10 protein-coding genes are annotated in these 13,498 nt (G+C 65.0%); 9 read left to right on the top strand and 1 reads right to left on the bottom strand.

Going from position 1 to position 13,498, the window contains the following annotated elements:
* Positions 1-387: 387 nt before the first annotated feature.
* Both U5809_RS23550 and U5809_RS23555 read left to right on the top strand, forming a co-directional pair.
* Positions 388-2,463 (top strand): molybdopterin oxidoreductase family protein, encoded by a 2,076-nt coding sequence (locus U5809_RS23550; protein WP_322088312.1) that lies wholly within the window; start codon positions 388-390, stop codon positions 2,461-2,463.
* A 136-nt stretch (positions 2,464-2,599) separates the two neighbouring features.
* Complete coding sequence (locus tag U5809_RS23555) at positions 2,600-4,273, top strand: long-chain fatty acid--CoA ligase (protein ID WP_176050949.1); 1,674 nt, start codon at positions 2,600-2,602, stop codon at positions 4,271-4,273.
* A 270-nt stretch (positions 4,274-4,543) separates the two neighbouring features.
* On the opposite strand, the gene U5809_RS23560 is transcribed toward U5809_RS23555, so the two are convergent.
* Positions 4,544-5,695: a porin gene (locus U5809_RS23560; protein WP_322088313.1), complete on the bottom strand. Its 1,152-nt coding sequence runs from the start codon at positions 5,693-5,695 to the stop codon at positions 4,544-4,546.
* Between the two features lie 279 nt (positions 5,696-5,974).
* Between U5809_RS23560 and coq7 the strand changes: the two genes are divergently transcribed.
* From coq7 to U5809_RS23595, 7 genes are all read left to right on the top strand, one after another.
* On the top strand, positions 5,975-6,598 hold the full coding sequence (coq7, locus tag U5809_RS23565; RefSeq protein ID WP_282506591.1) for a 2-polyprenyl-3-methyl-6-methoxy-1,4-benzoquinone monooxygenase: 624 nt from the start codon (positions 5,975-5,977) through the stop codon (positions 6,596-6,598).
* 386 nt (positions 6,599-6,984) lie between these two features.
* Positions 6,985-7,413 carry a division/cell wall cluster transcriptional repressor MraZ gene (gene mraZ / locus U5809_RS23570; protein WP_006477025.1) on the top strand — a complete coding sequence of 143 codons (429 nt, stop codon included), beginning with the start codon at positions 6,985-6,987 and terminating at the stop codon, positions 7,411-7,413.
* Between the two features lie 23 nt (positions 7,414-7,436).
* Positions 7,437-8,378 (top strand): 16S rRNA (cytosine(1402)-N(4))-methyltransferase RsmH, encoded by a 942-nt coding sequence (gene rsmH / locus U5809_RS23575; protein WP_034206320.1) that lies wholly within the window; start codon positions 7,437-7,439, stop codon positions 8,376-8,378.
* Positions 8,375-8,716, top strand: coding sequence for a cell division protein FtsL (ftsL, locus tag U5809_RS23580; RefSeq protein ID WP_322088314.1), 342 nt, complete (start codon positions 8,375-8,377; stop codon positions 8,714-8,716). Before rsmH ends, ftsL begins: the two co-directional genes overlap by 4 nt.
* Positions 8,713-10,560 (top strand): peptidoglycan D,D-transpeptidase FtsI family protein, encoded by a 1,848-nt coding sequence (locus U5809_RS23585; protein ID WP_176050945.1) that lies wholly within the window; start codon positions 8,713-8,715, stop codon positions 10,558-10,560. Before ftsL ends, U5809_RS23585 begins: the two co-directional genes overlap by 4 nt.
* Complete coding sequence (locus U5809_RS23590; protein WP_322088315.1) at positions 10,557-12,095, top strand: UDP-N-acetylmuramoyl-L-alanyl-D-glutamate--2,6-diaminopimelate ligase; 1,539 nt, start codon at positions 10,557-10,559, stop codon at positions 12,093-12,095. The genes U5809_RS23585 and U5809_RS23590 overlap by 4 nt, the downstream gene beginning before the upstream one ends.
* Positions 12,092-13,498, top strand: a complete 1,407-nt coding sequence (locus U5809_RS23595) for a UDP-N-acetylmuramoyl-tripeptide--D-alanyl-D-alanine ligase (protein WP_322088316.1) — start codon at positions 12,092-12,094, stop codon at positions 13,496-13,498. Before U5809_RS23590 ends, U5809_RS23595 begins: the two co-directional genes overlap by 4 nt.

Below are 13,498 nucleotides of genomic sequence, written 5' to 3' on the forward strand. Positions count from 1 at the left end.
TAATCGTCAGGCTCCCTAAGCCAAGAACCCTCGCCCGAAAGGCGGGGGTTTTTGCATTGGTGCGGCAAAAATGTGCGTGGAATCGAGAGACGCCATTGGAGCCGCCCAAGCCACTCCTCCAAGAAACAGTCGCGGTACCAAATTCTCCCGCTGATCGATATCAGACGCGATTTATCGGCTTACTGAGCCCATCATCGATCAAAATTCGCGCTCCGTCCTCTCCGCTTCTCGCCGAACACCGCAGTGTGTAATCGGCCTCCCGTTCTCCACGGCTCCCCGAGTCATCAGTTGATCTTCGGTCAGATAACCCACGATCCGAACGAAATGAACGCTTTATTCGGCGTGTCCACGTAAAATTTGCGAATCCCCCTCTCTGCATTCAAAACGATGAACGCCGCCACACAGGTAGCCCGGGCCGTTTGCCCGCACGATTGTCCGGACACGTGCGCGATGCGCGTGACCGTCGAGAACGGCAAGGCGATCAAGGTCACGGGCGATCCCGACCATCCGCCGACACAAGGCGTGCTGTGCACGAAAGTCAGTCGCTACGCCGACCGTGTTCATCATCCCGATCGCCTGACGGTTCCGCTCAAGCGAGTCGGCGTGAAGGGGGAGGGGCGCTTCGTGCCGATCAGCTGGAGCGAGGCGTTCGACGAGATCGGCCGTCGTCTCGGTGAAATCGCTGCACGTGCGCCGGAAGCGATCGTGCCGTACAGCTACGCGGGGACGATGGGGCTCGTGCAGGGCGAGGGCATCGCCCAGCGCTTCTTCCACAAGCTCGGCGCATCGCGGCTCGAGCGCACGATCTGCGCGGCAGCTGGCGCGGCGGGGCTGCGATACACGTATGGCGGCAGTCTCGGCATGCACCTCGAGCACTTCGAGGAAAGCGAGCTGATTCTTATCTGGGGCGCGAATCCGATCGCGTCGAGCCTGCACTTCTGGACGCGCGCGCAGGAGGCGAAGCGCCGCGGCGCCCGTCTCGTCGCGATCGACCCGTATCGCTCGCTGACTGCGGAGAAATGCCATCAGCACATCGCGCTGAAGCCCGGTACCGACGGCGCATTTGCGCTCGGCATGATGCATGTGCTGATGACCGAAAACCTGCTCGATCACGAATACATCGCCAGCCATACGCTTGGTTTCGATGCGCTTAAAGAGCGCGCAATGTCCTATCCGCCGGATCGCGTTGCGCAGATCTGCGGTATCGATGCGACCGAGCTGGTGGATCTTGCGCGTCGCTACGGCGCGACCCGCAAGGCGTCGATCCGCCTCAACTACGGCATGCAGCGCGTTCGTGGCGGCGGCAATGCCGTGCGCGCGATTGCAAGCCTGCCGGCGCTGACGGGCGCGTGGCGCGATCGGGCTGGCGGGCTGTTGCTTTCGTCGTCGGAATCCGCGCCGGTCAACCAGGCGGCGCTGCTGCGTCCGGACCTGATGCCCGGTTGGCCGCACAAGCTGCCGCGCATCATCAACATGAACGCGATCGGCGACGCGCTGCTGCACGCGGGCGACGCGACGTTCGGGCCGAAGGTCGAGGCGATGATCGTGTACAACTCGAACCCGGTCGCGGTCGCGCCGGACTCTTCGAAGGTCGCCGAGGGTTTTGCTCGCGAGGACCTGTTCACGGTCGTTCTCGAACATTTCAAGACGGATACCGTCGATTTCGCCGACATTGTGTTGCCGGCGACCACGCAGCTCGAGCATCTCGATATTCACAAATCGTACGGCCATACGTACGTGATGGCGAACCTGCCGTCGATCCCGCCGGTGGGTGACGCGCGGCCGAACACGGAGATCTTCCGTGGCATCGCGCGCAGCATGGGGCTCGACGAGCCGGCGCTGTATCACAGCGATGAAGAGGTCGCGCGCGTCGCGCTCCGCTGGGATGACCCGGCACTCGACAGCGACTGGGAAACGTTGAAGCGGGAAGGCTGGCTGAAGCTCAAGCTGCCGGATGCGCCTTTTGCGAACGGCGGTTTCCGCACCCCGTCAGGCAAGTGCGAGTTCTACAGCGCGCGGCTTGAACAGATGGGCATGGACCCCGTTCCCGACTACCTGCCGCCGTTCGAATCGGCCGAAGCCGCGCCCGAGCTCGCTGCGCGTTATCCGCTGGCGATGATCTCGCCGCCGGCGCGCCACTTCCTGAACAGCACGTTCGTGAACGTCGACAGCCTGCGTACGACGGAAGGCGAGCCTCATCTCGACATCCATCCGTCCGACGCCGATGCGCGCGGCATCGCCGAGGGTGACGTCGTGCGCATCTTCAACGACCGCGGATCGATGCAGGCACTCGCGCGAATTACCGATCGCGCGCGTGCGGGCCTCGTCGTCGGGCTGTCGATCTGGTGGAAGAAACTGTCGCCGGATGGCCGGAACGCAAACGAGGTGACGAGCCAGGCGCTGACCGATCTCGGCAATTCGGCGACCTTTTACGATTGTCTTGTCGAAGTTGAGCGAATTTGATCGAATATCGCCTTATGATCGGACGAATGTCCTCGGAAGTTCGAAGTGGACATCTAACTCTGTTGTCTCGGGGCGGGGGAGCCGTTACGATGCGTTTTAGCACGACCATTCGAAAATCTGTGAGGAGACGCGCAGTATGGATAAAATTTGGCTGAAATCGTACCCACCCGGCGTTCCAGCCGAAATTGACGCGTCCCCCTATCCTTCTGTCCCGGACCTGCTCGACGAAAGCTTCCGGCAGTATCGCGATCGCACCGCGTTCGTCTGCATGGGCAAGGGCATCACGTACGGTGAACTCGACAAGCTGTCGCGGCAGTTCGGCGCGTGGCTGCAGTCCCGTGGCCTTGCACGCGGCGCGCGCGTCGCGATCATGATGCCGAACGTGCTCCAGTATCCGGTGGCGATCGCCGCCGTACTGCGCGCCGGTTATGCCGTCGTCAACGTCAACCCGCTCTATACGCCGCGCGAGCTCGAGCATCAGTTGAAGGACAGCGGCGCGGAGGCGATCGTCATCCTCGAGAATTTCGCGTCGACGTTGCAGTCCGTCATCGCCAATACGGCCGTCAAGCACGTCGTCGTCGCATCGATGGGCGACCTGCTGGGCATCAAGGGATGGCTCGTCAATTACGTGGTACGCAACGTGAAGAAGATGGTGCCTGCGTGGCAGCTGCCTTCGTTCACGCGCTTCAAGGCTGCGCTGTCGGAAGGCGCGCGGCAGGCATTCAAGCCGCAGAAGATCGGCCCCGACGACGTCGCATTCCTGCAATACACGGGTGGGACAACCGGCGTCGCGAAGGGCGCAACGCTGTTGCACCGGAACATCGTGTCGAACGTGTTGCAGGCCGGCGCCTGGCACCATCCGGCTCATGCGAAGTACCCGGACGTGAAACAGTTCGTGACGGTCGTCGCGCTGCCGCTGTATCACGTGTTCGCCCTGACCGTCTGCGGTTTCCTGACGATGCGTACGGGCGGCATGGGCATCCTGATCCCGAACCCGCGCGACATCGCCGGCATGATCAAGGAACTGAAGGGCTATCAGATCTCGACGATTCCGGCGGTCAACACGTTGTACAACGCGCTGCTGAACCATCCCGAATTCAACCAGCTCGACCTGTCGAAGCTCGTGATCGCCAACGGCGGCGGCATGGCGATCCAGGAAGGAGTCGCGAAGCGCTGGTATGAAAAGACCCATACCGCGATCATCGAAGGATACGGGCTGTCCGAAACGTCACCGGTGGCGACCTGCAACCCGGTGACGGCAACCGAATACAGCGGGACGATCGGCTTGCCGCTACCGTCGACCGAGGTGGCGATCCGCGACGATGCCGGCAACGACGTGGCGCTCGGCGAACCTGGCGAGATCTGCATCCGCGGGCCGCAGGTGATGGCAGGCTACTGGAACCGGCCGGACGAGACCGAGAAGGTCATGTTCCCGGACGGCTTCTTCAAGACGGGCGATGTCGGCGTGATGGACACGCGCGGCTACGTGAAGATCGTCGACCGGAAAAAGGACATGATCCTCGTCTCCGGCTTCAACGTGTATCCAAACGAAGTCGAGGACGTGGTGGCGTCGCATCCGGGCGTGTTCGAGGTGGCGGCGGTCGGCGTGCCTGACGAGCATTCCGGCGAAGCCGTGAAGCTGTTCGTCGTGAAGAAGGATCCGGCGCTCACCGATAAAGACATCCTGGCCTACTGCAAGGAACGGCTCACCGGCTACAAGCGGCCGAAGCTGGTCGAATTCCGCACGGAACTGCCGAAAACGAACGTCGGCAAGATCCTGCGGCGCGAGCTGCGCGACGGACGCGCGTAAGTCACCGCGAGATTGAACGGAAAAGCCCGGCCGACGCCGGGCTTTTTTGTTTTCGGCTGAGGTGGATCGGGAGCGGCCGTGTTCCGCCGCGGGCCATGTGCGGCCGGTCGCGTGTCCCGACACGACGGACGCACATGGCGCACCGGTGGCGCTTCCGCCGCGATCAGCCGGCCGATTCCCGGCGCTTCGGTCTCGCGTTGCAGCCGCACCGGAAAAGAAAAAGGCGCCCGAAGGCGCCTTCAATATGCTGCGGCTTGTCAGGCAAGCTGATTAGAACTTGTGACGGATACCGACGCGCGCTGCGACCTGGTTGGCGGAGCTCGAACCGGCGAGGCCGTTGATCGCTGCCGTTGCCTTCAGGACGTCGCCGTTCGCGTCGAGCACGTTGCCCGAAGCGTGTTGATACACGCCGATTGCGTAGACGTCCGTGCGCTTCGACAGGAAGTAGTCGACGCCCAGCGAGCCTTGGTGGTACTTGGCTGCCGAGTTGCCGTCGATCTTGCTGCCTTGCGTGTAGTCGTACGCTGCGCCGAGAATCAGCGCCGGGGTCAGCTGATACTTGAAGTTGATTTCGCCGTTGTTGAACGTCGCGGTCTGGTTCACGAACGGGCCTGCCGAGAAGCCCTTGAACTTCGTGTTCGAGTACGTCGCGCCGATCGTTGCTGCGCCGAACGTGTAGGCGCCGCCTGCACCGATGACCTGGTACGTGTTCGCGTTGTTCGCGTACGCGCCGTAGATCGGCGACGAAACCGACGACGATGCCGAACCGTTGTTGAACATGCCGCCGAACTGGTTCGGCGTACGTGCGTTCAAGTAACCAACGCCGAGGACCAGCGGGCCGTTGTTGTAGCCTGCGCCGAGCGACCAGACCTGGTTCTTCGAGAACTGGCCTGCCTGGCCACCGAAGCTGTACAGGCCGCCGAACGTGAAGCCGCCGTAGCTCTGGCTCGTGAACTTGACCGCGTTGTTCACGCGATAGGCGTTGTTGAAGTTATCCAGGTCGCCCGGGTGAGCGGCGATGTAGCCACCCCACTGGTCGCCTGCCTCGAGCGGGCCGACGAAGTCGACGACGGAGTCGTACTGACGACCCAGCGTGACCGTGCCGTACTGGCTCGACAGGCCGACGTAAGCCTGACGGCCGAACATCAGGCCGCCCTGACCGAGCTTGCCGCTGTTCACGTCGAAACCGTTTTCGAGGGTGAAGATCGCCTTGAGGCCGCCACCGAGGTCTTCGGTGCCGCGCAGGCCGAACCGGCTGCCTTGCATCACGCCGCTGGCCATGCTGTACAGATGCTTGCCGCCTGCGTTGTTGTTGAAGAGCAGGCCTTCATCGATGATGCCGTAAAGCGTCACGCTGCTTTGCGCTTGGGCAGCGCCAGCGAACGCGCCCAGCGCGACGAGCGCGAGAAGCGACTTTTTCATTAACGGATCTCCAAGAATCACTGAATTTTTTTGGCGGGGCAGATAGTTATGTTCTGTTGACGGGCCCCATCAACTTCGCAAGAAGTCGGACGTAATGTAGCAAAACCGGTTTTTGCCACAAAGCGAAATGCCGTGGCGCAAGGCCGCCATGTTTCCTTTATGCAACAATGGTTAAAATCACGGGTTAACCGCAATTTCCGCTGAATAATCAAGTCGGTTACGCAGCGGACTCGTGCCCTTGCCGCTCGCGGCGGCACCTGCAGCCAGGAGAACAGGAACGTGTTGGATGAACTGATCAGCGAATTCGATCGCGGCTTGCGATCGCTGACCGGCATTAGCCGGATGAGCCGCCCGGTGCCCGCGCCGGCCGAGGCGCCGGACGTCGAGTTGACGCCCGCGGAACGGACGCATGCCGCCGGGCTGATGCGTGTGAACCACGTCGGCGAGGTCTGCGCGCAGGCGCTCTACCAGGCGCAGAAGCTCACCGCGCGCACGGCGTCGGCGAAGGCGATGTTCGAGGAAGCCGCGCGCGAGGAAGAGGATCACCTCGCGTGGACCGCGCACCGCCTGAAGGAGCTCGATTCGCGCCCGAGCCTGCTGAACCCGCTGTGGTATGCCGGCGCGCTCGCGATCGGCGTGGCGGCCGGCACGCTCGGCGACAAGGTCAGCCTCGGCTTCATGGCCGAGACGGAGCGGCAGGTCGAGAATCATCTCGAAGGCCATATGTCCGAGCTGCCGGCGGCCGACGTGGCGTCGCGCGCGATCGTCGACCAGATGCGGATCGACGAGGTGAAACACGGCAAGGCCGCGACCGACGCAGGCGGGATCGAACTGCCGCTTCCCGCGCGGATGCTGATGCGCGCCGCGTCGAAAGTCATGACGAGCACTGCGTACTATCTCTGAAATTTGCGCCGGGGCGACGCGTGACGCCGCCCCGGTTCGCCGCCCCCGATACCGCCCGCCGCCCCCTCGTTTTCCCACCCCCAAAAGCCCCGTCCGCACGCCAGTCTGGCCCGTCTTTCTCACGTATCACCTTCACAAGTTGCACTAGCTCTTTCATTTATAACGGTTTTTGGAATGAGGGGTCGCATGAGCATGTGCGCGTAAGTCCTTGTTCTAACTAACAAAATTCGTCAAAAAAGCGGGCCGCTCCCTTGACCGTGCCACACCCTTCCTCTAAAGTGGGAGACAGTGTGAGAAAGTGTATTTTTGTGTGATTTAGCAGGCTATTCCGGCTAAATTCTCAGCATTGAGCGGGTGCTTCGGTGCCCTGAACGGGAGAGCGGATCGTGTTCCAAGGGGCGTCGGCGCTGACGCTCGATGCGAAAGGGCGGATGTCGGTGCCGTCTCGCTATCGCGAAGCGCTGCAAGGACAGGCAGAAGGACGGGTGACTGTGACCAAGCACCCGGACGGCTGCCTGTTGCTGTTTCCGCGCCCCGAATGGGAAGTATTCCGCGCCAAGATCGCCGCGCTGCCGATGGACGCGCACTGGTGGCGGCGAATTTTTCTCGGCAATGCGATGGACGTCGATCTCGACAGCGCGGGCCGGATTCTTGTATCGCCCGAGCTGCGCATGGCAGCCGGACTGGAAAAGGAAGTCATGTTGTTGGGAATGGGTAGTCACTTCGAGCTGTGGGATTCGCAAACCTACAACGCGAAGGAGCAGGCAGCGATGGCGCAGGGCATGCCCGATGCGCTGAAGAATTTCACGTTCTGATTGCGGTGACGGAGACGCCCGCGATGGGAAATGAATTGCGGCATCGGACGGTGCTATTGGATGAAGCGGTCGAGTCGCTCGTGACGCGGCCGGACGGCGTGTACGTCGACGGTACGTTCGGGCGGGGCGGTCATAGCCGCGCGGTGCTCGCGCGGCTGGCGCCGGCCGGACGGCTGATCGCGTTCGACAAGGATCCGAGGGCGATCGAGACGGCGCAGGGTATCGAGGATGCGCGCTTCTCGATCGTGCATGACAGCTTTGCATCGATGCGCGACGCGCTTGCGGCGCGCGGCGTCGAGAAGGTGTCGGGTGTGTTGCTGGACCTGGGCGTGTCCTCGCCGCAGGTGGACGATCCGGCGCGCGGCTTCAGCTTCCGCGCCGATGGTCCGCTGGACATGCGAATGGATCCGACGCGTGGCGAGTCGGCGGCCGAATGGCTCGCGCGGGCTTCGGTGCAGGAATTGACGGAGGTGATACGGGATTATGGGGAAGAACGGTTTGCTTTTCAGATTGCAAAGGCGCTTGTTGCTCGCCGGGCAGAGTCCGACCGTCTTGGGCCTCTCGACACCACGGGCGAGCTTGCCCAAATCGTGGGTCACGTCGTCAAAACCCGTGAGAAGGGCAAGGATCCGGCAACCCGCACCTTTCAGGCTATACGGATTCACGTCAATCAAGAGCTTGCGGACCTGCAAGTCGTACTAGACGCGGCACTGTCGTTGCTGGAGCAAGGGGGGCGGCTGGTGGTCATCAGCTTTCATTCACTCGAGGACCGGATCGTCAAGCGATTCATGCAGGCGCACGCGAGTGCGCCTGCGGTCGATCGTCGCCTGCCGATCCGCGCCGTCGACCTCCCGAGCCCGCCGCTCAAGATCATCAGCCGCCAGTTTCCGAGTGAAGCGGAAGTCGCCGCGAATCCGCGCGCGCGCTCGGCCGTGATGCGCATTGCGGAGCGCGTCACGCCATGAGCCGCTTCAATATCTTCCTGCTGATCATCGTGATGGGTTGTGCGCTGTCGGTCGTCAACTCGTCGAACCAGCAGCGGCAGATCTTCATCCAGCTGCAGCGCGCGCAGTCGCAGGAGCGTCAGCTCCAGCAGGACTACGCGCAGCTTCAATATCAGCAGAGCGCGCTGTCGAAGACGTCGCGCATCGAGCAGCTCGCGAACGATTCGCTGAAGATGCAGCCGATCTCGACCGGCCGCACGCAATACCTGACGCTGCCGACGGGCGCCGCGAAGGCGATCGACGCGCCGATCCCGGCTTCGGCCGACACGGCAGGCAAGGGCAAGGGAGGCGCGCGATGAAGCCGTCCCAGAAGCGCCAGAACGTGAAGTTCTCGTCCAGCCCGGTGCTCGGCGTGCATCTGCCGATGTGGCGCTCGAAGTTCGTCGTGTTCCTGCTGTTCATGGCGTTCGTCGCGCTGGCCGCGCGGGCGTTCTGGATCCAGGGGCCCGGCAACGCGTTCTATCAGAAGCAGGGCGAGAGCCGCTACCAGCGCACGCTCGAATTGCCCGCGACGCGTGGCAAGATCCTCGACCGTAATGGGCTCGTGCTCGCGACGAGCCTGCCCGTGCGCGCGATCTGGGCGATTCCCGACGCGGTGCCGGACGATCTCGACGCCGACAAGGTCAACCAGCTCGGCAAGCTCCTCGGCATGACGCCGAAGGAACTGCGCGTGAAGCTGTCGGAAGACAAGGGGTTCGTCTACGTGAAGCGCCAGGTGCCGCTCGACGTCGCGGACAAGGTCGCCGCGCTCGACATTCCCGGCATCTACCAGCGCAACGAATACAAGCGCTTCTATCCGGAAGGCGAGATCACCGCTCACCTGATCGGCTTCACGAACGTCGAGGACGAAGGGCAGGAAGGCGTCGAACTCGGCGACCAGAAGATGCTGTCCGGCACGTCGGGCGTGCGTCGCGTGATCAAGGACCGGATGGGGCACATCGTCGAGGACGTTGCCGAGCAGATCCCGCCGCACAACGGGACCGACGTCGACCTGTCGATCGACAGCAAGATCCAGTACATCGCGTACGCGAATCTGAAGGCCGCCGTCGAGAAGTTCAAGGCGAAGGCCGGCGCGGCGATGGTCGTCGACGTGCGTACCGGCGAAGTGCTCGCGCTCGTCAACTATCCGACGTACAACCCGAACGACCGCTCGCGCATGACGGGCGAGCAGCTGCGCAACCGGATCATGACCGACGTGTTCGAGCCGGGCTCGATCATGAAGCCGTTCACGGTGTCGCTCGCGCTCGACCTGCACCGCGTGACGCCGAACACGCTCGTCGAAACGGGCAACGGGCATTTCGTGCTCGACGGCGCGCCGATCACCGACGACGCGGGTTTCGGCACGCTGACGGTTGGCGGCGTGATCCAGAAGTCGAGCAACATCGGCGCGACGAAGATCGCGATGACGATGCGGCCCGAGGAAATGTGGAATATGTATACGAGCATCGGCCTCGGCCAGGCGCCGAAGGTCGGGTTCCCGGGCGCGGTGGCCGGCCGCCTGCGTCCGTGGAAGAGCTGGCGCCGTATCGAGCAGGCGACGATGTCGTACGGCTACGGCCTGTCGGTGTCGCTGTTCCAGCTCGCACGCGCGTACACGGCGATCGCGCACGACGGCGAGCTGATGCCCGTGACCATTTTCAAGACCGACCCCAATCAGCCGATCGCGGGCACGCAGGTGTTCAACCCGACCACCGCGCGCGAAGTGCGTGCGATGCTCGAGACGGTGGTCGCGCCGGGCGGCACGTCGCCGGATGCGGCCGTGCCGGGCTATCGCGTCGGCGGCAAGAGCGGTACCGCATACAAGCATGAAGGTCACGGCTACACGCGCAAGTACCGCGCGTCGTTCGTCGGGATGGCGCCGATGCCGAATCCTCGCATCGTCGTCGCGGTGTCGGTCGACGAGCCGACCGCCGGCAGCCACTTCGGCGGCCAGGTGTCCGGCCCCGTATTCTCGGCGATCGCCGGCGACACGATGCGCGCGCTGAACGTCCCGCCGAACATGCCGATCAAGCAGCTCGTCGTGTCTGACGATTCGCCGGCAGCACCGGCTGCAACGGGGCCGCAAAAGCTGGCCGCGGGAAGCGGTGCGAAGCATATGATCGTGTCCAGCACGACGCGTAATTCACCAGGAGTTGTTCGATGAGCGCCGCCCGCAGTTCCCATCCGGCGCATCAGCAGATCGCAGCCGCGCTTGCGTGGCTGCGTCAGCATGTGGCCCCCGCGGCGCAACTGCATGCCGACACGCGCAGCCTCAAGGCTGGCGACGTGTTCGTTGCGTATGCGGTCGACGGTGCAGACAACCGCGCTTTCATCTCCGCTGCCGTCGCACAAGGCGCGGCCGCCGTGCTGTATCAGCCGGAAGGGCTGGCCGAAGCGCCGGCCGTACCCGTTGCGCTCGCGGTGCCGGCGCTCGACCAGCTCGCCGGCGAGATCGCCAGCGGCTGGTACGGCGATCCGAGCGACAGCCTGCTCGCGGTCGGCGTCACGGGGACGAACGGCAAGACGTCGTGCACGCAATGGATCGCCGCCGCGCTGACGGCGCTGCACCAGCCGTGCGCGGTAATCGGCACGCTCGGCACCGGGATGCCCGGCCAGCTCGTGCCGACCGGCTTCACGACGCCCGACGCGCCGCAGCTTCAGCGCAGCCTTGCGCAATTGCGCGATGCGGGCGCGAAGGCCGTGGCGATGGAAGTGTCGTCGCACGCGCTGCATCAAGGCCGCGTGAACGGCACGGCCTTCGATATCGCGGTATTTACGAACCTCACGCAAGATCACCTCGACTATCACGGCACGTTCGATGCGTACGAAGCCGCGAAGGCGAAGCTGTTCGCGTGGCGCGGCCTGCGCACGGCCGTGATCAACCGCGACGACGTGGCCGGTCAACGTCTGCTCGAGAAGCTGGCCGGCCGCGTGCGCACGATCGCGTACGGGATCGGCGACGCACCGGCGCCCGAGGCCGATCGCGAACTGGTCGCGCTCGACGTGCGCGCCACCGCGACCGGCACGGCATTCCGCCTGCGTTCGTCGTGGGGCGACGCGGACGTCGAGGTCGGCACGCTCGGCACGTTCAACGTCAGCAACCTGCTTGCCGTACTCGGCTCGCTGCTCTCGGCCGACGTGCCGTTCGATGCGGCGCTCGCCGAGGTCGAGCGGCTCGAGTCCGTCAACGGCCGGATGCAGCGGCTCGGCGGCCGGCTGCAGAACGACGAACCGCTCGTCGTGATCGACTACGCACATACGCCCGATGCGCTCGAAAAGACGCTGGATGCGCTGCGCCCGATCGCCACGGCGCGCGGCGGCCGGCTCGTCTGCATGTTCGGCTGCGGCGGCGATCGCGATGCGACGAAGCGCCCGCTGATGGGCGCGATCGCGGAGCGGCTCGCCGACGAGGCCGTCGTCACGAGCGACAACCCGCGCAGCGAAGATCCGCGGCGCATCATCGACCAGATCGTCGCGGGCATGACCGCGCCCGATCACGCACGTCGCATCGAGGATCGCGCGAGCGCGATCCTGCAGGCCGTGCGCGGCGCCGCACGCGAGGATGTCGTCGTGCTGGCCGGCAAGGGCCACGAGGCCACGCAGGAAATCATGGGCAAGAAGCGTACGTTCTCCGACCAGGATCACGCGCGGCTCGCGCTGGCAGCGCGCGCGACGCACGGCAAGGGAGGCGGCGAATGACGATGCTCAGTCTCGGCGAAGCCGCCCGCCTGATTCCCGGCGCAACCGTCCACGGCGACGCGGGCGTCACGTTCGATCGCGTATCGACGGACAGCCGCACGGCCGGCCCCGGCGACCTGTTCGTCGCACTGAAAGGCGAGCGCTTCGACGCGCACGACTTCCTCGGTGACGTCGCCGCGCGCGGCGCTGCCGCGACGCTCGTCGCGCACGTGCCGGCCGGCGTCGCGATTCCGGCGATCGTGGGCGGCGAAACGCGCGCCGCGCTCGGCGCGCTCGCACACGGCTGGCGCAAACGATTCGCGCTGCCGCTCGTCGGGGTGACGGGCAGCAACGGCAAGACGACCGTCAAGGAAATGATCGCGTCGATCTTCGCGGCGGCGGTCGGCGCCGACGCACGGCTCGCGACGGCCGGCAACCTGAACAACGATGTCGGCCTGCCGCTGACGCTGCTGCGCCTGTCGGCCCAGCATCGTCTCGCGGTGATCGAGATCGGGATGAATCACCCGGGCGAGACCGAAGTCCTCGCGCGCCTCACGGCGCCGACGGTCGCGCTCGTCAACAACGCGCAGCGCGAGCACCAGGAATTCATGGCGACGGTGGAAGCCGTCGCGCTCGAACACGCGGCCGTGATTCACGCGCTGCCGCCGGACGGCGTCGCGGTGTTCCCGGCCGACGACGCGTACGCGGGCATCTGGCGCGTCGCGGCAACCGGCAACCGGATCCTCGATTTCGCGCTGCACGACGCCGAGCGGCAGAACGCCGCGCAGGTCATCGGCCGCCTGCACGGCGGCGAACTCGCGATCGACACGCCGGCCGGCGCCGTCACGGTGCGGCTGCGTGCGCTCGGCGAGCACAACGCGCGCAATGCGCTGGCCGCGACGGCCGCGGCGCTCGGCGCCGGCGTCGCGCTGTCGGCAATCAGGCAGGGCCTCGAATCGTTCGAACCGGTCAAGGGCCGGCTGCAGGTGAAGCAGGCGATCGCCGGCAGCCTCGCGGGCGCGACGGTCGTCGACGATACGTACAACGCGAACCCCGATTCGATGCGTGCCGCGATCGACGTGCTCGCCGCGCATCCGGCACCGCGCGTGCTGGTGATCGGCGACATGGGCGAGGTCGGCGACGAAGGGCCGGCCTTCCACCGCGAGATCGGCGCCTATGCGCGCGATCGCGGGATCGATGCGCTGTTCGCGCACGGCGACGCATCGCGCGATGCGTGCACGGCGTATGGCGACACGGCGCGCCACTTCGACGACGTCGGTGCGCTCGTGGCGGCGCTGCTCGCGGCCGGTTACGGCGCGCAGGCGACGGTGCTCGTGAAGGGCTCGCGGTACATGAAGATGGAGCGCGTGGTCGACGCGCTGACGAACCAACCCGCGGCGGGCACTGCGCCCGCGGCACACTGA

It is taken from the genome of Burkholderia sp. BCC1999 (assembly GCF_905339975.1).
Taxonomy (GTDB): Bacteria; Pseudomonadota; Gammaproteobacteria; order Burkholderiales; family Burkholderiaceae; genus Burkholderia.